Source organism: Natronorubrum halophilum (assembly GCF_003670115.1).
Taxonomy (GTDB): Archaea; Halobacteriota; Halobacteria; order Halobacteriales; family Natrialbaceae; genus Natronorubrum; species Natronorubrum halophilum.
The window spans coordinates 354,637-371,661 of sequence record NZ_QQTY01000005.1 but is presented as its reverse complement, the minus strand read 5'-3'; the positions used below and the strand labels follow the sequence as shown (position 1 = coordinate 371,661).

Below are 17,025 nucleotides of genomic sequence, written 5' to 3'. Positions count from 1 at the left end.
CGTTACGAGAGCGGTCGCCTCTCGCGGTCGAACCCCGGCCCGGCCGCGATCAGGCTGCCGCGCGATACCGGTCCACTTCTTCCGACGAACCGGTGCCCCCTATCGACCGATCGGTGCGTTCCGCTCCGCGAATGTAGCCGCACACGCGACGGCGTCGAATCGGCCGATTCGACCTCGCAGGTCATCGTCCACACTCTTCCTCGAGCCAGATCTCCGTCCAGTCTTCCGGTCGGCGGTTCCGGAGTCGCTCGATGTCCTGAATTTTCGCGTACGTCGACACGTAGTGGTAGACATCCGTGAACGCCATGTAGAACCCGCGGTAGCCGTCCAGTGCGGCCCGACCGACGACGAGTCGATAGAGCGCCGCGGCGATTCCTTTCGCCAGAAGAACGGTGGCGCTGTCGCGTTTGTTCAGTTCGACGACCTGGAAGGCCTCCAAGGCGCTGTACTGCATCATCTTGGCCTCCCGTTCGGAGACTCGCCTGACCGCGTAGTTGTTGAGCGCGTGTTTGAGATCCCTGGTCCGCCCGGCGTACTCGTCCCTGATCGCCGGCCGTTCCCACAGGTGTTCCTGCTGGTAGTACAGCACCTCCTTTCGCGCCAACACCGGCTGTTTGACGTGATACTGATGGGACCACGCGCCCAGAATGTGCTCGCGCTTACGGATGTAGAAGCCGACGATCCCGGGCGATCCGAACACGTTGAAGATCTCCCTCCGGAGGGACGGGGGCACCTCCTCGTCCGAGTCCAAGATGAGCACCCAGTCGTTCGTCGCGTGTTCTATCGACTTCGTTTTGATGTCCCCGAACCCCTTGAACTCGTGCTGGTAGACGTTCGCACCGTACTCCTCGCAGATTTCGATCGTCCCGTCCTGACTGTCGGTGTCCACGACGACGATCTCGTCCGTCCAGTCGTGGACGCTCTCGAGACATCGTCTGATGATATCGGCGTTATTCTTCGTCGTAACACAGACGGAGATCGGCAGGGGTTCCCGCTGGTCCGTTCGTTCGTCGGTCGTCACGGCTCTCATAGCAGCGTCCGACGTCGGTGGACGCGGATCGGCGTTCGTGCGGACCACACGTCGCGTCGAGGTGCGTTCGAAGCCGACTCGTGACGCTCGGAACGGGACGAGTATAATTTAATTGTCATCTTCACCCGCTAACGCAGTTACCATCGTTCGACACAAAAACGTATGGGAGGAAGTGATTCGGTAAGAGACGATTATCGAACGGTTCCCACCTGTAGCACGGAGTTACAGCGAATACGGTACCGAGTCCCGGACGACGCTCTCGACGCCGAAGATCGATACGCGGTATCATCGACGGGAGCGTGATGTTCCCGGTCGCTTCGGGGTGACCGCCGAGGAACACCGAACTCGCTCCATCGAGCGGCCGACCGACGCGTTACGGAGGCGTCCTCGTGTAGCGCGCGATCAGTCGGCCGCGGATTCGTCCGGGAAGCAGTCGAAGGGTGACTCGCGTGAGCAGGTTGTACAGAAAGATCGGCGCGTCGATGAATCCGGATCGGTAGAAACTGCGCTGGAGTCGGGCTTCCGCCCTCGCGACGTCGATCCCGCCGCGTTGACTGTAGCGTCGATCGATCCGCGCCGCCGCGAGCACGGACGGCACGTTGGCGAACGTCGAGCCGTTCGACAGCATCCGAACCCACAGGTCGTAATCCTCCATGCCGAGGAAATCCCGATAGTTGCCGGCGTCGAGGATCGCCCGGCGGCGGGCCATCACGGTGATGTGATTCATCGGGTTCCGAAACCGGGCTCGAGCGGCGATCGATGCGTGATTCGTGGGGACGATTCGACGCGCGTAGCGGTCGTTCGGATCGTCGTCGAACTCGGCGATGTATCCGCCGACGACGTCCACGTCCGGACGTCGTTCGAAGACGGCCAGTTGGCGTTCGAACCGATCGGGGACGCTGATATCGTCGGCGTCCATTCTGGCGACGAGTTCGTGTTCACACCGCGTCACGCCGGCCCGGAGCGCGTTCCCGATGCCGACGTTCTCGCGCAACCGATACCGCGAGAGACGGCCCTCGCACTCCCGCTCGTACGAATCGAGAACCGCGCTCAACTCTCGAGTGAGCGGCCCGTCCTCGACGATCACGATCTCGTCCGGGCGGACCGACTGGTCGATGACGCTTCGAACGGCAACGTCTAGTTGCGACGGATCGTCGCCGTGGTACACCGGCATCAGTACCGAAAACGCGGGTTTCATGTTGTAGCTGGTGGCGGCCGGTGATCGACGAACCGACCTCGACGGGACGAGTACGCCTCCGCTCGATTTAGCAGTGGCGGTGAGGGTGCCAAGCCCCGGTCCTTACCGAGCGAGCAACGCGAGCGAGGAGGACGGGGATACGGCACCCGCACGAGTCACAAACACTTAAAATCATAATTTTCACAACCGAACGCTTCGAACACAGAGTGAAGCCGTATGATGTACAGCCCGCGGTATCGACTTTTCCCAGATGCCGAGCAACGCGAGGTACTGGACTGGACGCGGGATACTGTACGGCAAGTGTATAACCACGCACTCCGCGAATTCAACCAAATCCCAGCGGACGCCGGAACGCTCCGCCAACGCGTCTGGAGTGTACGGGACACGCTCCCCGCGATAAAAGACTGGTGGTCAGACCTCAAGCAGGTTTACTCCACCGTCTTACAGAAAGCCGTCGAACGCATCCGCGATAGTATCCAGAACCTCGGGAAACTCAAAGCCAAAGGCTACGATGTAGGGTCATTGAACTGGAAAAAGCCGCGAGAGTACAGGAGTTTCACGTACCGGCAATCGGGCTTCGAACTCGACAAGAAGAGTGGCTCGAACGGACGCGGGCTCCTGAGACTCAAGAAACTCAAAGGCGAAACCCGTGAAATTCCGATTCGACTCCACCGTGACCTCCCCGACCACGAACTTATCAAAGAGGTCACGCTCAAGAAAGAACCCACGGGAGCGTGGCATGTCTCGTTCTGCATCAAGGCGGACGAACCCGAGAAACCCGCCATCGAAGATATCAATCCTGATGACACCGTGGGTCTTGACCTCGGTGTGTTCAACTTCGTTCACGACTCGGACGGTCGCTCAGTCGGGCGGCTTGACTTATCTGCCGACCGCGAGCGACTCGAACGAGAGCAACGTTCACTCTCACGGAAAGAGTACGAATCAAACAATTGGGAGGAGCAACGCCGCCGCGTCGCAGAAGTCCACGCTCAGATGTCGAACAAAAAGCGGGACTTCAAGCACAAGCTCGCGCACTTCTACACCACCGAATACGACGCCGTGTTCGTCGAAGACCTCAATGTCAAGGGGATGCTTGAATCCCCACAGAACGCGCGGAACAAGGCCGAAGTCGGCTGGCGCGACTGTATCACTATCCTCGAACACCACGGCAAAAAGAACGGATGTCACGTCGTGGAAGTCGAGCCACGGGGGACTACCAAGGAGTGCGCGGCGTGTGGCGTTGAGACTCGGAAACCGATATGGGTTCGAGAGCACTCGTGTCCAGCGTGCGGATTCGAACTTGACCGAGACTGGAACGCAGCGTTGAACGTCCTCTCGCATGGCCTGACGAAACTAGGAGTGGTTCACTCCGAAGACACGCCTGTGGAGACTGCGACCACTGTGGATTCCTTTATGGTATCTGCAAGTTACGTCGTCGAAACAGGAAGCCCCACCCTCAAGGAGCCTGCGAAGCAGGCGAGTAGGGCGGGGTAGTTCACCGTGGCGGTATCGTTACCGCGTTAGTCCTCGCTTATCGCGACGGGTGGAACGATGCGCTCGGTATTTAGATCGTGGCGACGTTCGTACGTACACGCCCGATCGTCTCGAGCGTGCGGTTCCCGGATACCGCACCGTCGAGAGCGAGCGAACCGAAATGCTACGAAACATTCGTCTGCGCGTCCGCGATGTACCGGGTAATCCGACGGTGAGCCACAGGATTCTGAAGAGCGTGTGGATACGACTGGCCCGCCTCGATTACTACGCGAACGTCTCGTCGCTGGTGCCGGTTCCGGACTCCGGGAATCGAATTCTGATGTACCACTCCGTCGGGGGCGGGTCTTACGACGACATCTCTCCGGGTCGGTTCCGGGGACAGATCGAACAGCTCACCCGGAAGTACGCCGTCGTCGACCTCCCGGACGTGATGGAGGAGACGATCGAAACCAGCGTCGCGCTGACGTTCGACGACGGAACCATCGATTTCTTCGAAACCGTTCGACCGATCCTCCACGAGTTCGAGGTTCCGGCGACGGTCTTCGTCACCACCGATAGCATCGGAAACGAGGAGTTCCGGCAGGACGAGTGGTTCGACTACGAGTACATGTCCGACGACCAGCTCGTCGAACTCGTCGACGACGAGTACGTCACGGTCGGGAACCACTCGAAGTCCCATCGAAAGCTCGATAGGGTACCCGCCGACGAGTTGGCAGACGAAATCGTAGAGTCGAAGATCGAACTCGAGGAGTTATTGGGAGTCGACGTAACGCGATTCTGTTATCCCGAGGGCGAGTACTCGCCAGCGGCCGTGGACCTCGTTCGTGACACGCACCGGTTCGCGGTGGCGGGATTGAACGAAATTCGAGTGGGTCCGGAGTCGGATCCGTGTCTCCTGCCGCGGATAAACGGTGCCGGCGAGCCGAAACAGCTCCGGTGGGAGTTCACCGATTTCAGCGCCTTCCTCGCGAAGACGATATTCGACCTTCAGAACGGATACCGTTGAACTGTCCCCGTCGCGACGATCGCTTTCACGGGCGCTCGTCGGTCACGACTACCGCACCGCCGGGCGCAGTCTCAGCACGTCGCTCGCGACCCTGGACGCGTTTCGAACGGCCCCGGTCCGGAGTCGTTCGGAAGTACGGGTGCGTATTTATCGTGTGGAGGAACAACGCGAGCAGGACCATCGTCATCCCGGAGAACGTGAACGCGGCGGTCGCGACCATCGAGATCACCGACACCTGAGCGGCGAGTAACTGTTCGATCGACCAGATGGCGGACGACGTGCCGAGGACGGTGAGGAGCAGTCCCGGAAGTCCGAGGACGAGCAGGGGGTGCGTTCGCTCGAGGAATCCCAGGATGTTTCGCACGAGATCGGTCCCGTGGGAGAGCGTTCCCTGAGAGCTACCGTGCTCGACGTCGTAGCTGATCGTGGTTCCGACCTCCTCGAAGCCGAACCCTTCACGGTGGGCGTGGTAGACGATGTCCGTACTTGCGCCCATTCCGCTCCCGAGATCGGCGGTCGTCGCGAGGGACTCGACGGCGATTCGGGTGTACGACCGCAGGCCGCTCTGGGTATCCCGAACCCACGTGTGCGGCAGGAACCGTCCCAGGCTCGCGTTCGTGAGAAGGTTGATGGCGCCGAGGCCGAACGACCGAACGAACGGCATCCGCGTGTTCGATTCGGGCGCGAATCGGCTTCCGATGACGATCTCGGCGCCGCTCGATTCCTGCGCCGCGACGAGTTTCGCGATGGACGCGGGATCGTGCTGTCCGTCGGCGTCGAGCGTCACGAGGTGGTCCGCGTCGAGCGTTCGTCCCACCTCGAAGATGGTCTCGAGCGCGCCGCCGTAGCCGCGGTTGCGGTCGTGACGAACGACGAGCGCCCCGGCGCGTTCGGCGCGTTCGGCCGTCGCGTCGCCGCTCCCGTCGTCGACGACGAGAACCGTATCCGCGTATCCGGCCGCTTCCCTGACCACGTCACCGATCGTTTCGCCCGCGTTGTACGCGGGAATCGCCGCGACAACGTGGGGCCGGCGTCCGGGTCCCGATCCCGATTCCGGGATCGCGTAGACCTGGAATCGATCCCCGTCGAACGCCGCCAGGGTCCGCTCGTAGTCGATTCGCGGACACCCTTCCAGTTGGAAGACGATCCCGGAGTGGCCGCCGGTTTGTCCCGCCGCGAAGAGAGTCGCTTCGAGTTCGATCCCGTTTGCGGCCGGGGTTCGCGGTTCGACGACCGTAGCGTCGAGTCGGCCGGCGAGGTGATCGATCTCGGAATCGGGGTCGACCCCAGTGAGGTAGACCGCGAAACCTCGGTCGGTCGCTCGAAGGATCGTCCGGTAAATCGAGTCGGACTCTTCACCCCGGGCAACGATACCGACCGCGGGGCGCTGTGAATCGGGCGAGGACACCAGTTCATCGGCGTCGGTCTCCCCCAAACCCGAACGGAGAGGGTCGTCGGTCGTGGCGGTACGGCGGCGGCGGCGGTGTGCGGCACTCATACCAGTCCAGAGCACCGACGTAGTCCAGTAGTGATAGCGATCTGAGAGTTATACGACGTGGTTACCTCGAGGAAACCAGCGTCGAAGCGCCCGGAAGCACCGAATACCCCCCGACTACTCGATTCCGATGGCGAATGAACGATCAGCCGCGAGCCCCGATCTGGTATCGGCTATCGTGACAGTGGAAAATGACGGTATTTCGGCGCTCGAGGCCGGTGTTGTCGCGAGCGATTCCGAGACCGTCGACGGTCTCTCTCGGGAACGGGTTCCGTATTCGGAATCTACAGACTCGCCTTCGAATTCACGATCCGGTAACACGTGCTGATCGAAAAGAGACGCTGACGTGAACGGAAATCATCGGCGATCCGAATTGTGCGGTGCTGGAAGCGAAGAAAACGGCGCTGACGGCCGGTTGGTGCGACGAGAACCACATCGATATTTGTGTTCGATCCCGAACGGTCGATCATGCACTTCGATCACGCCGGAATCGCGACCGAAGACGCACGGGAACTCGCGGAACTGTACGCCGACCTCTTCGACCTCGAGGTCGCTCACGAGGAGACGTTCGACGGCATGCGCGTCGTTTTCATCGACTGTGGAAACGGCTACTTCGAACTCCTCGAGCCGCTCGAGGACGGAACCATCGCCGGTTATCTCGAAGCCAACGGGGCGGGAATCCACCACCTCGCGCTCGCGACGGACGACATTGCGGGGGCGCTCGAGCGAGCGCGCGATCACGACGTTCGGTTGATCGACGAGGAGCCACGGCCCGGCGCGTGGGGGCATTCGGTCGCATTCTTGCACCCGAAGGACACCGGCGGCATTCTGGTCGAGTTCGTCGAACACTGAACGGATCGGTCGGAAAAATCGTCGCTCGTCACGGAGCGCTCGCGGCGAGCGGCGGTCTCACTCGGGTCGATCGCCGCTCTCGTCCGGCTCCCCGCTTTCGACGTCGATGCGGTGCGGTTCGGGGCGCTCACCGCCGTTGCTGCCACCGCCGCCACCGACCGGAATCTTCGTTCGGAGGTCGCTGGCGAACGACTGCACCTGATCGACGAGCGTCTCGACTTCCTCCGCGAACTCGTCGACGGTGCGTTCGACGTAGTGAACGCGCTGGGCCGGAACCCGGCGGACGATGTCGCGTCCCTCTTCGTCCTCGCCGGTTTTGATTATCCAGTGGTCCTGAAAGTAGGCGATGTGCTCGTTCGGCACCGTCTTCTGGACGGTTTCCTCGTCGGGTTCTTCGTACACGATCGTCGCTTCGCCGATGTCACGCTCGAGTTCGAGGTCGTCGTCAACCATAGGGCGGACTAGCGTGCGTTCGCGGGTAGTGGCTGTGCTTGCAACGGCCGCTGATCGACGGGATCTGCTGATGTAACGGTCGCCGTGAGTACAGCGGATTGGCACCGATCCCGGATCCGTGGGGACACGAATCGAAGGCGTTTGTCACTGCTATGCGGCACAAAACTAACAACGACGGTTCGCCGAGTAATGCTAATGGCCCACTGGGAACGCATCGTGACCGCGGTCGGTGGACGGCGTCTCGTCGTGGCCCTCGGAGTGTCGTACACCGTGCTCGCGATCGGCTGGGCGCTCGCACAAATCGCCGAGGGCGATCCCCTATCGAGCGTCTTGATCGTGACGCTCTTCATCGGCGTCCCCGGTATCACACTGCTCTACGGCGGCTATCGGTTGCCAGACCTCGGCGTCCGCCCCGAATTCTATCCCGTCATCGCGGCCTGGTGTCTCGGCGGATTCGGACTGATGCTCGGCAGTCTCGTCCTCTACCAACTCGAGCCCGCTGAAAGCGTTAGCGACCCGTCTCGAGCCGCCCTCGTTCTCACGGCGTTCGGGAGCCTCGCCGGCTTCGGCGTAGGCATCTACGATGCACAGGCTAAGACCGGCGCCCGTGAAGTCGAACTGCGCAACCGGGAGCTGGATCGAACGCGAGAGCAACTCGAGGCGTCGAACGAGCGCCTCGAGCAGTTCGCGTACGCGGCGTCTCACGACCTCGAGGAGCCGCTGCGGATGATTACTAGCTATCTCACTCTCATCGAACGCCGCTACGCTGACGAACTCGACGACGATGGCGAAGAATTCATCGAGTTCGCCGTCGACGGAGCCGAGCGAATGCGCCAGATGATCGACGGACTGCTCGAGTATTCCCGGGTCGATACGCAGGGAAAGCCGTTCGAGCCGGTCGATCTCAACGCGGTGATCGAGGACGTTCGAAAGGATCTCGAACTTCAGCTCACGGACAGCGGTGCCGACGTGGACATCGAGGAACTCCCCCACGTCGAGGGAGACCACGCGCAGTTGCGCCAGCTATTCCAGAACCTGCTGAGCAACGCCCTCGAGTACAACGACGACGAGTCGCCGCGCGTGCGCGTCTCCGCCGAGCGAACCGGTCCCAGATGGACGGTATCGGTCAGCGACGACGGGATCGGAATCGATCCCGAGGATTCGGATCGTATCTTCGACGTCTTCCAGCGACTCCACACCGCCGAGGATCATTCGGGATCGGGAATCGGTCTCGCGCTCTGCCGGCGGATCGTCGAGCGCCACGGTGGCGAGATCTGGGTCGACTCCGAACCCGGCGAGGGGTCGACGTTCTCGTTTTCGCTCCCGGCGACGGGTGATGTCACTCGGTGAAGGCTGACCGGTGGTCGCGTTCGACAGGATGGGACGGACACCGACGTATCGCCGTGCTGGCAAGCTATAACCACCCTTCGGGGAGTTCGTCCTGGTGTTCGATCATCATCTCCAGGAGCGGTCTGATCTCGTCAAATTCCGGTCCTTTCGTTACCTCGCGATTTTCCCTGTCCCAGTCGATGAATCCGTACTCTTCCAGCAGCGGAAGATGCGTGTGTTGCATCTCGATCAGAAGGTTCGCCAACTCCTCCTCGTCCGTCTCTCTATCTCCGGTGTACACCTTCGACTCATCCTCCGGATTATGTGATAACATACGGACTAATAGCCGGCGGCGCTGAACATTTCCCACTGCTCGGAAGAATTTGTCTGCGGGCGTCATAGCCGGCATTGGGTTGCGAAGAAGTTAAACCGCCAATATATTCGCGCGAGTTGTTTTTTTGATTAACTGAGTGACCGCCGGTCGAACGCGTCCCGTTCGCAGCCGTCCCACGCCGAACGCACTCGGAACAGAGGGGTGCGCTATCCGGCGGGAGTTCGCTATCCGAAGTTTTCGATCAGCGCCTCGTCCGAATCCCCGCCGGCACCCTCGATCGTCTCCGCGACGAAGGTCACGAAGTCCTCGAAGCCGAACGCGTAGAGTTGACCGTTGCCAAGGTGGGTTTCGACCGCATCGGCGAGTCCATCGCTGTCGTCTTCGTCGACGATGACGACAGCCGCGCCGTCGGCCTCGAGCGTCTCGAGGCGGTCGACGTGAGCCGGTTCGTCGTCCTGGTAGATGACGACCGCGTCGTGGCCCGAGTCGCGGGCCGCTTCGGCGATGGAGACCGCGGGGCCGACGCCCGGTCCGCCGGCGACGGCGACGATATCCTCGTCGCGCTCGTACGTGATCGTTCCAAACGGACCCTCGACGTGGACGGTTTCGCCGCCCTCGAGAGCCGCGAGCCACGGCGAGAGGTCTCCGTCGGGGTCGATTCCGACCGTGATCTCGAACGTCTCACCGACCGACGGCGACGAGAGCGTGTAGTGGCGCATGACGACGTCGTCTTCGTCGATCGTTTCGTCCGCGTCGACGTCCCGCGGGACGGCCCGGAGCAGGACGAACTGCCCCGGGTGAGCGTCGAACCCCTCGGGCGTCTCGAGTTCGAGTGCGACGGTATCAGGACCTACTTCGCGGACCGATTCGACGGCGACTGGTGTCCCCTCGATTGTCATAGTGGACGCGTTCGGCGGCCGCTCGAAAAGGCGTTTCCGTTCCGCGCCATCGCGGGATTCGCGACCTCGGCCCTTGTTCCGAGGCGCTGATCGACGAACAGGGGAGCGCCATCGCGCAGATTCCGTTCAGGAGAGTGACCGTTAGCAGTTTTCATCGTTTTCCGATTCGCATAGTTCTAAACATATTTCTTCTGTAACGAGTAACGAAATCGTCCCTGAAGAGTGAACGTATCGTCTGCTGTTGCGGTGGGCCGGTTGGGTTTTCAGAAGCCTTTTCATTTACTGGGGGCAAGGTCCAGCATAACATGGCTGAGGATCTCAACTGGGCGGTCGGAGGCGAGGCCGGTGACGGCATCGACTCTACTGGAAAAATCTTCGCTCAGGCACTTTCCCGAGCCGGGCGGCACGTATTCACGTCGAAAGACTTCGCGTCGCGAATCCGCGGCGGCTACACGGCCTACAAGATTCGGACGTCGGTCGATCAGGTCCAGAGCGTCGTCGACCGACTGGACATTCTGGTCGCCTTGACACAGCGAACGATCGACGAGAACCTCGACGAACTCCACGAGGGCAGCGCCGTTATCTACGACGGCGAGCGCTCGTGGGAGGCCGAGATTCCCGACAAGATGACCGCGGTAGACGTGCCGCTGAAATCGCTCGCCGAAGACGCCGGGGGAGCGATCATGCGCAACATCGTCGCGCTCGGTGCCGCGTGTGAGATCACCGGCTTCGACGTCGAGTACCTCGACGAAGCCCTGGAGAAGCGCTTCGGCGGCAAGGGCTCGAAGATCGTCGAGAACAACAAGGAGGCCGCCCGCGCCGGACAGGAGTACGTACAGGAAAACTACGACCTGGACCACCTCGGCTACGCCGTCGAAACGACCGACAATGACTACGTCCTGCTCAACGGCGACGAGGCCATCGGCATGGGTGCGCTCGCGGCCGGCTGTCGCTTCTACGCAGGCTACCCCATCACGCCCGCGACGAACGTCATGGAGTACCTGACCGGCCGAATCGAGGACTACGGCGGCCACGTCGTCCAGGCCGAGGACGAACTGTCGGCGATCAACATGGCGCTCGGCGCGGCGCGCGCCGGTGCGCGCTCGATGACCGCAACCTCCGGCCCCGGGATCGACCTGATGACCGAGACGTTCGGCCTCATCGCGACGAGCGAGACGCCGATGGTCATCGTCGACGTGATGCGCTCGGGTCCCTCGACCGGGATGCCGACGAAGCAAGAACAGGGCGACCTCAACATGACGCTCTACGGCGGGCACGGCGAGATCCCCCGGTTCGTCATCGCCCCGACGACCATCGCCGAGTGTTTCTGGAAGACCGTCGAAGCGTTCAACTTCGCCGAGCAGTACCAGACGCCCGTCTACGTCGTTTCCGACCTCGCAATGGCGGTCACCGAACGTACGTTCGAACCCGAGACGTTCGACATGGACAAAGTCGAGATCGACCGCGGCAAACTCGTCGACCAGGACGAAGTCGACGAGTGGCTCGACGCACAGGGACACTTCCGCGCCCACGCCGTCACCGAAGACGGTATCAGTCCGCGAGCGAAACCCGGCACGATCGACGGCGCTCACATGAGTACGGGCCTAGAACACGACGAACTCGGCCGCCGAACCGAGGAAGAGGACGAACGCGTCCAGCAAGTCGACAAGCGAAACCGGAAGGTCGAGACTGCCAAAAACGAAGAGGACTGGGACTACCGCGAGTTCGGCGACGCCGACGCGGACAACCTCGTTATCTCCTGGGGATCGAACGAAGGCGCACTCGCCGAAGCGCTCGGCTACCTCGAGGAAGACGGAATCGACGTCCGCGTGATTTCGGTGCCGTACATCTTCCCGCGACCGGATCTGACCGAGGAGATCGAGGCCGCCGAACAGACGATCGTCGTCGAGTGTAACGCAACCGGGCAGTTCGCGGACGTTATCGAACACGACGCACTTACCCGCGTCAAGCGCATTAACAAGTACACCGGCGTCCGCTTCAAGGCGGACGAACTCGCCGAACAGATTACCGAACGACTCTCCGAGGAGGTGCCAGCATAATGAGCTCAGACGTACGATTCACCGACTTCAAATCCGACAAGCAGCCCACGTGGTGTCCCGGATGCGGCGACTTCGGGACGATGAACGGGATGATGAAAGGCCTCGCCGAAACCGGCAACGACCCCGACAACACGTTCGTGGTCGCCGGGATCGGCTGTTCCGGCAAGATCGGGACCTACATGCACAGCTACGCCCTTCACGGCGTCCACGGCCGTGCGCTCCCCGTCGGCACCGGCGTCAAGATGGCCCGACCGGACATCGAAGTGATGGTCGCCGGCGGCGACGGCGACGGCTACTCGATCGGTGCCGGCCACTTCGTCCACGCCGTACGGCGGAACGTCGATATGACCTACGTCGTCATGGACAACCGCATCTACGGCCTGACGAAGGGACAGGCCTCGCCGACCTCGCGATCGGACTTCGAAACCTCGACGACGCCCGAAGGGCCAAAGCAGCCGCCGGTCAACCCGCTCGCACTCGCGCTGGCTGCCGGCGCGTCCTTCATCGCCCAGTCGTTCAGCTCCGACGCGCTCCGACACCAGGAGATCATCCAGAAGGCGATCGAACACGACGGCTTCGGCTTCGTCAACGTCTTCAGCCCGTGCGTGACGTTCAACGACGTCGACACCTACGACTACTTCCGTGACAATCTGGTCGACCTCAAGGAAGCGGACCACGATCCGACCGATTACGAGGCCGCCAAGAACGTCATCACCGACGGCGAGAAGGAGTACCAGGGCGTCATGTATCAGGACGAAAACTCCGTGCCGTACCACGAACAACACGGCGTCACCGAGGACATGTCCGAGATCCCCGACGGCGCACCCGAAGACGCGATGGACCTCGTTCGCGAGTTCTACTAACGCCCCGTATCACCGATTCAGCCGTTTCGGTTTTTCTCTCACGTAGCGACGGCTTTTGCAGAGATGCGTCGTCTCGGATTCCGTTATGGACCTCGAGATCTCGAGTGGACCGCCCGACCACTCGGACGCTCGTGCAATTAGACCGGGTGCTCGACGGACTCCATCAAGACCTCGACGTTCGCGGACTCCTCGGCGAGGGGCGCAGGATAGCTGCCGAGTAAGACGATGAGGTCGTCCTCGTGACTGAACGAGGCGAGTTTGATCTCGACATCGACCGGCTCGCCAGCGACCTCCGACTCGCCTTCGAAGACCTCGACCTCCCGCTCGTCGCCGAGAATCTCGAAGGAAATCGTCTCCTGATGGGCGATGTTGTCGATCCCGCTTTGATCGCCGTCGAGTTGATCCACGAACTCGTTGAGGAGTTCTTCGTTACTCATCTCCGTGATGGGGTTGAACGACCGACCCAGTATCGAAAAATCCGGGATCGAAACGGCGGCGAAGAACGCGCCGTCGCGTTCCTGTCCTAGCTGCTCGACGCGTTTCGAGTAGACCGAACTCCACACCGAGGCGTGAACGTCGCGTTCGACGCCGACATCGACCGTCTCCTCGATCGTTTCCTGTGTGACCTCGTGTTCCTCGTAGCCGGTCTCCTCGAGCGCCGTCGTCGTCGGTGCGACGCGTTCGGACTCGAGTTCGAGCGGACCGTTGCCGAGTGTGAAGTCGAGACAGCCTGCCGTCAGTGCGAGCACCCCGGTCGCGCCCGCAGCGAGGACTGTCCGTCGAGAGTAAGTCATTACTTCTGTAGTGCGAAAGCGGCCGTATAACCGTTGTGGCACGTTCTTTCTCGGAGACAGTACGACCGGATACGGCGGCCGTGTGCTCGACCCGACGGCGGTAACCGACACAGCAAGCGTTATCGGGATTCGCCCCACCGGTTTAGGCATGACCGAGTTCGCAAATCGGGTCGAGCAGGTGTCGATCAGCGGCATTCGAGAAGTGTTCGAGGCCGCGGGCGACGACGCGATCAACCTGGGGCTGGGCCAGCCGGATTTCCCGACGCCGGCCCACGCCCGCCGCGGCGCGATCGAGGCGATCGAGTCCGGGCTGACCGACGCCTACACGTCGAACAAGGGCACCCTGAGCCTTCGGGAGGCTATCTCGACGAAGTACGACCGCGACTACGGTCTCGAGATCGATCCCGAGGACGTCATCGCCACGTCGGGCGGGAGCGAGGCGCTCCACCTCGTCCTGCAGGCCCACGTCGATCCGGGCCAGGAAGTGATCTTCCCGGATCCGGGCTTCGTCTCCTACGATGCGCTGACCCACATCGCCGACGGGACGCCAAAACCCGTCGGGCTACGGGACGACCTCACGCTCGATCCGGCGACCGTCGAGGACGCCATCACCGACGACACCGCCGTCTTCGTCGTCAACAGCCCCGCCAACCCGACCGGTGCGGTTCAGAGCGAGGCGGACATTCGGGAGTTCGCCCGCATCGCCGACGAGCACGACGTCCTCTGTATCTCCGACGAAGTCTACGAGCACATCGTCTTCGAGGGCGAACACCGGTCGCCCCTCGAGTTCGCCGAGACGGACAACGTGGTCGTCGTCAGCGCCTGCTCGAAAACCTACTCGATGACCGGCTGGCGACTGGGCTGGGTCGCCGGCTCCAATCGGCGCGTCGAGCGCATGCTTCGGGTCCACCAGTACGGACAGGCCTGCGCCTCCGCGCCCGCACAGTACGCCGCCGAGGCCGCGCTGACGGGGCCACAAGAGCCCGTTCGGGAGATGGTCGACGCCTTCGAGGAACGTCGTGACGTCGTCGTGGACGGACTCGAGGACGCCGGTCTCGAGGTGCCGACGCCGTCGGGCGCGTTCTACGTGATGCCCGAGGTTCCGGAGGGGTGGTGCGATAAAGTGCTCGAGCGGGGCGTCGTCGTCGTCCCCGGCGACGCGTTCGGCGCGAACGGCGAGGGGTACGCACGGCTGTCGTACGCGACGGGGACGGAAGTGTTGAAAGAGGCCCTCGAGATCATCGACGACGCGACGCGAGCGGTTCGATAGCGCCGGAACGTTCTCCGTCGCGTTCGTTCGCGCCGTCAGTGAGCCGACTGCGGCGCGAGATCGACCCACATCGCGCGAGATGAGCGATAGCGACCCCGTGGAGCTGTTCGGCATCGGTGAAGAACACGGTTTCGCGTTTCTGGACCGCTTTCGGCGGAGCGGCGCGTGAGTCCGTTCCAGCGGGCCGTCGCTTAGCCCTCCTACGTTCCGAACTCCTCGAGAATCGTCTCGCAGAACGCCTCGAGGTCGTCCGGATTCCGGCTCGTGATCAGACCGCCATCGACGACGACCTCCTCGTCGACCCACTCGCCGCCGGCGTTGCGGACGTCGGTCCGGAGGCTGTGGTAGGAGGTCAGCGTCCGCCCGTCGACGACGCCAGCTTCGATCAGCGTCCACGGGCCGTGGCAGATCACGGCCGCGGGTTTGCCGGCCTCGACGTGCTCGCGCAGGAGTTCGACGCCCTCCTCCTGCGTTCGGAGCGTATCCGCGCCCACGGTGCCGCCCGGCACGATCACCGCGTCGTAGTCGTCGGCTGAGACCTCCTCGAACGTCTTCTCGATCTCGTAGCTCTCGCTCTCCTCGAGGTCGTTGTTGACCGTCCGTGCCTCGCCGGTCTCGCTGCCGATGACGTCGACGGTCGCGCCGGCCTCGGAGACGGTCTCCATTGGCTCGGTAAACTCGATTTCTTCGCTGCCTTCCTGTGCGAGGAAGACGGCGACCGTTACGTCCTCGAGTTCGGTCTGGGAAGATTCACTCATCACCTCACTCGAGGGCCAGCGAACGGACAAGCGTTGGACTTGCTGGTGCAGCCGAGCGAACGCGAACCGAGAGACGCGTACCCTTATACGGCTCTGCGGCGTGTGCTCGAACCGTATGCGAGCTGTACGCTGTCACGAGCACGGTGATGCCGACGTACTGCAGGTAGACGAGGTCGACCGACCCGACCCGGCCGACGACGAGTTGCTCGTCGAGGTAGCCGCTGCGGGTGTCAACCCGGTCGACACCTACTTTCGGGACGGATCGTACGAACCGGTCGGTCTGCCCTTCACGCCCGGCGTCGATTTTGCGGGTACCGTTGCGGAGACGGGCGACGGCGTCGCGGACTTCGACGGGGGTGACCGCGTCTTCGGCACCGGGATCGGCAACGGCTCCTTCCAGGGGTCGTACGCCGAGTACGCGACGGTGCCCACGGACCGGGTCGTTCGCCTCCCCGACGGCGCGGACCTGACGGAAGCCGGCGCGGCGGGCGTCGCCGCCGTCACCGCCTGGCGCGCGCTGATCGACCACGCGGCCCTCGACCCCGCCGAGTACTGTCTCGTCCACGGCGGCTCCGGCGGCGTCGGCCACGCCGCCGTCCAGATCGGTGCCGCCGTCAGCGCGCGGGTGATCACGACCGGCGCGGAGGAGTACCACGACGCCCTCGAGACGCTCGGTGCCGAGACGGTCCTCGACTACGCACGCGACGACCTCGCGGACGCGACGCTCGAGGCCAGCGACGGCGGCGTCGACGCGATCCTCGACCACCGCCTCGACGACTACCTCCAGTTCGACGCGGACGTCGCCGCGACCGGCTGTCGCGTCGTCGGTATCGGCGAGAACAGTCCCGACCCGGCGTTCACGAACGACGGCGCCGCCCGCTCGAAGGACGTCAGCTACCAGTTCATGAGCATGTTCAACACGCCCGATCTGCGCGTGCCGCTGCGCGGCGTCGCCCACCTCATGGCGACGGACGCGCTCTCGATCGAGATCGCGCGGAGCTACGACCTCGAGGACGCTTCGCAGGCCCAGGAGGACGTGATCGACGACAGCTTCCTCGGAAAGCTGGTCGTCGAACCGTGAGCTGAATCCGGACGGACTGAGCGCGAATCCCTCCTCGAGTTCGGTCGGTTCCCGCCGGCGACTCGTCGTTCCGCGGTTCGCCCGATTCGGCCGATGCCGACTGTACCGG

Annotated in this window: 16 protein-coding genes; 8 read left to right on the top strand and 8 right to left on the bottom strand. The window is 62.8% G+C overall.

The window, feature by feature from the left end; genetic code table 11:
- Positions 1-181: 181 nt before the first annotated feature.
- On the bottom strand, positions 182-1,030 hold the full coding sequence (locus tag DWB23_RS20705; RefSeq protein WP_162989895.1) for a glycosyltransferase family 2 protein: 849 nt from the start codon (positions 1,028-1,030) through the stop codon (positions 182-184).
- A 373-nt stretch (positions 1,031-1,403) separates the two neighbouring features.
- Positions 1,404-2,228 carry a glycosyltransferase gene (locus DWB23_RS20700; RefSeq protein WP_121744672.1) on the bottom strand — a complete coding sequence of 275 codons (825 nt, stop codon included), beginning with the start codon at positions 2,226-2,228 and terminating at the stop codon, positions 1,404-1,406.
- Between the two features lie 216 nt (positions 2,229-2,444).
- On the opposite strand from DWB23_RS20700, the gene DWB23_RS20695 reads away from it, so the two are divergent.
- A complete protein-coding gene (locus DWB23_RS20695) occupies positions 2,445-3,722 on the top strand; it encodes an RNA-guided endonuclease InsQ/TnpB family protein (RefSeq protein WP_121744671.1) in 1,278 nt (425 codons plus the stop codon).
- A 211-nt stretch (positions 3,723-3,933) separates the two neighbouring features.
- Positions 3,934-4,728, top strand: coding sequence for a polysaccharide deacetylase family protein (locus DWB23_RS20690; RefSeq protein ID WP_162989893.1), 795 nt, complete (start codon positions 3,934-3,936; stop codon positions 4,726-4,728).
- A 25-nt stretch (positions 4,729-4,753) separates the two neighbouring features.
- Here the strand turns inward: DWB23_RS20690 and DWB23_RS20685 are convergent, their stop codons facing one another.
- On the bottom strand, positions 4,754-6,163 hold the full coding sequence (locus DWB23_RS20685; protein WP_162989892.1) for a glycosyltransferase family 2 protein: 1,410 nt from the start codon (positions 6,161-6,163) through the stop codon (positions 4,754-4,756).
- Positions 6,164-6,691: 528 nt separating this feature from the next.
- Between DWB23_RS20685 and mce the strand changes: the two genes are divergently transcribed.
- The gene (gene mce / locus DWB23_RS20680) at positions 6,692-7,075 is read left to right on the top strand and encodes a methylmalonyl-CoA epimerase (RefSeq protein WP_121744783.1); all 384 of its coding nucleotides are present in this window, start codon (positions 6,692-6,694) and stop codon (positions 7,073-7,075) included.
- 57 nt (positions 7,076-7,132) lie between these two features.
- Here the strand turns inward: mce and DWB23_RS20675 are convergent, their stop codons facing one another.
- Positions 7,133-7,528 (bottom strand): hypothetical protein, encoded by a 396-nt coding sequence (locus tag DWB23_RS20675; protein ID WP_121744668.1) that lies wholly within the window; start codon positions 7,526-7,528, stop codon positions 7,133-7,135.
- A gap of 195 nt (positions 7,529-7,723) precedes the next feature.
- On the opposite strand from DWB23_RS20675, the gene DWB23_RS20670 reads away from it, so the two are divergent.
- Complete coding sequence (locus DWB23_RS20670) at positions 7,724-8,878, top strand: sensor histidine kinase (RefSeq protein ID WP_121744667.1); 1,155 nt, start codon at positions 7,724-7,726, stop codon at positions 8,876-8,878.
- A 64-nt stretch (positions 8,879-8,942) separates the two neighbouring features.
- Here the strand turns inward: DWB23_RS20670 and DWB23_RS20665 are convergent, their stop codons facing one another.
- Both DWB23_RS20665 and DWB23_RS20660 read right to left on the bottom strand, forming a co-directional pair.
- Positions 8,943-9,257, bottom strand: a complete 315-nt coding sequence (locus tag DWB23_RS20665) for a DUF7344 domain-containing protein (RefSeq protein ID WP_338067834.1) — start codon at positions 9,255-9,257, stop codon at positions 8,943-8,945.
- A gap of 158 nt (positions 9,258-9,415) precedes the next feature.
- Entirely contained in the window at positions 9,416-10,090 is a 675-nt protein-coding gene (locus DWB23_RS20660; RefSeq protein ID WP_121744665.1) for a ferredoxin--NADP reductase, read from the bottom strand.
- Positions 10,091-10,395: 305 nt separating this feature from the next.
- Here DWB23_RS20660 and DWB23_RS20655 point away from each other — a divergent pair, with 305 nt between their 5' ends.
- Together DWB23_RS20655 and DWB23_RS20650 are read left to right on the top strand one after the other, a co-directional pair.
- Positions 10,396-12,150 carry a 2-oxoacid:acceptor oxidoreductase subunit alpha gene (locus DWB23_RS20655; protein WP_121744664.1) on the top strand — a complete coding sequence of 585 codons (1,755 nt, stop codon included), beginning with the start codon at positions 10,396-10,398 and terminating at the stop codon, positions 12,148-12,150.
- Positions 12,150-13,013, top strand: a complete 864-nt coding sequence (locus tag DWB23_RS20650; RefSeq protein WP_121744663.1) for a 2-oxoacid:ferredoxin oxidoreductase subunit beta — start codon at positions 12,150-12,152, stop codon at positions 13,011-13,013. Before DWB23_RS20655 ends, DWB23_RS20650 begins: the two co-directional genes overlap by 1 nt.
- A 137-nt stretch (positions 13,014-13,150) precedes the next feature.
- Here the strand turns inward: DWB23_RS20650 and DWB23_RS20645 are convergent, their stop codons facing one another.
- Positions 13,151-13,807 carry a DUF6517 family protein gene (locus DWB23_RS20645; RefSeq protein ID WP_121744662.1) on the bottom strand — a complete coding sequence of 219 codons (657 nt, stop codon included), beginning with the start codon at positions 13,805-13,807 and terminating at the stop codon, positions 13,151-13,153.
- 148 nt (positions 13,808-13,955) lie between these two features.
- Here DWB23_RS20645 and DWB23_RS20640 point away from each other — a divergent pair, with 148 nt between their 5' ends.
- Positions 13,956-15,077 carry a pyridoxal phosphate-dependent aminotransferase gene (locus DWB23_RS20640; protein WP_121744661.1) on the top strand — a complete coding sequence of 374 codons (1,122 nt, stop codon included), beginning with the start codon at positions 13,956-13,958 and terminating at the stop codon, positions 15,075-15,077.
- A 200-nt stretch (positions 15,078-15,277) separates the two neighbouring features.
- Here DWB23_RS20640 and DWB23_RS20635 read toward each other — a convergent pair whose 3' ends face one another.
- Positions 15,278-15,835 (bottom strand): type 1 glutamine amidotransferase domain-containing protein, encoded by a 558-nt coding sequence (locus DWB23_RS20635; protein WP_121744660.1) that lies wholly within the window; start codon positions 15,833-15,835, stop codon positions 15,278-15,280.
- 115 nt (positions 15,836-15,950) lie between these two features.
- Here DWB23_RS20635 and DWB23_RS20630 point away from each other — a divergent pair, with 115 nt between their 5' ends.
- Positions 15,951-16,916 carry an NADPH:quinone reductase gene (locus tag DWB23_RS20630; protein WP_121744659.1) on the top strand — a complete coding sequence of 322 codons (966 nt, stop codon included), beginning with the start codon at positions 15,951-15,953 and terminating at the stop codon, positions 16,914-16,916.
- Positions 16,917-17,025: the final 109 nt, after the last annotated feature.

Excerpts from the sequence above, each read along its gene's own strand:
- DWB23_RS20705 (WP_162989895.1), bottom strand. The coding sequence starts at position 1,030 with ATGAGAGCCGTGACGACCGACGAACGAACGGACCAGCGGGAACCCCTG.
- DWB23_RS20700 (WP_121744672.1), bottom strand. The coding sequence starts at position 2,228 with ATGAAACCCGCGTTTTCGGTACTGATGCCGGTGTACCACGGCGACGAT.
- DWB23_RS20695 (WP_121744671.1), top strand. The coding sequence starts at position 2,445 with ATGATGTACAGCCCGCGGTATCGACTTTTCCCAGATGCCGAGCAACGC.
- mce (WP_121744783.1), top strand. The coding sequence starts at position 6,692 with ATGCACTTCGATCACGCCGGAATCGCGACCGAAGACGCACGGGAACTC.
- DWB23_RS20675 (WP_121744668.1), bottom strand. The coding sequence starts at position 7,528 with ATGGTTGACGACGACCTCGAACTCGAGCGTGACATCGGCGAAGCGACG.
- DWB23_RS20670 (WP_121744667.1), top strand. The coding sequence starts at position 7,724 with ATGGCCCACTGGGAACGCATCGTGACCGCGGTCGGTGGACGGCGTCTC.
- DWB23_RS20665 (WP_338067834.1), bottom strand. The coding sequence starts at position 9,257 with ATGACGCCCGCAGACAAATTCTTCCGAGCAGTGGGAAATGTTCAGCGC.
- DWB23_RS20660 (WP_121744665.1), bottom strand. The coding sequence starts at position 10,090 with ATGACAATCGAGGGGACACCAGTCGCCGTCGAATCGGTCCGCGAAGTA.
- DWB23_RS20655 (WP_121744664.1), top strand. The coding sequence starts at position 10,396 with ATGGCTGAGGATCTCAACTGGGCGGTCGGAGGCGAGGCCGGTGACGGC.
- DWB23_RS20650 (WP_121744663.1), top strand. The coding sequence starts at position 12,150 with ATGAGCTCAGACGTACGATTCACCGACTTCAAATCCGACAAGCAGCCC.
- DWB23_RS20645 (WP_121744662.1), bottom strand. The coding sequence starts at position 13,807 with ATGACTTACTCTCGACGGACAGTCCTCGCTGCGGGCGCGACCGGGGTG.
- DWB23_RS20640 (WP_121744661.1), top strand. The coding sequence starts at position 13,956 with ATGACCGAGTTCGCAAATCGGGTCGAGCAGGTGTCGATCAGCGGCATT.
- DWB23_RS20635 (WP_121744660.1), bottom strand. The coding sequence starts at position 15,835 with ATGAGTGAATCTTCCCAGACCGAACTCGAGGACGTAACGGTCGCCGTC.
- DWB23_RS20630 (WP_121744659.1), top strand. The coding sequence starts at position 15,951 with ATGCGAGCTGTACGCTGTCACGAGCACGGTGATGCCGACGTACTGCAG.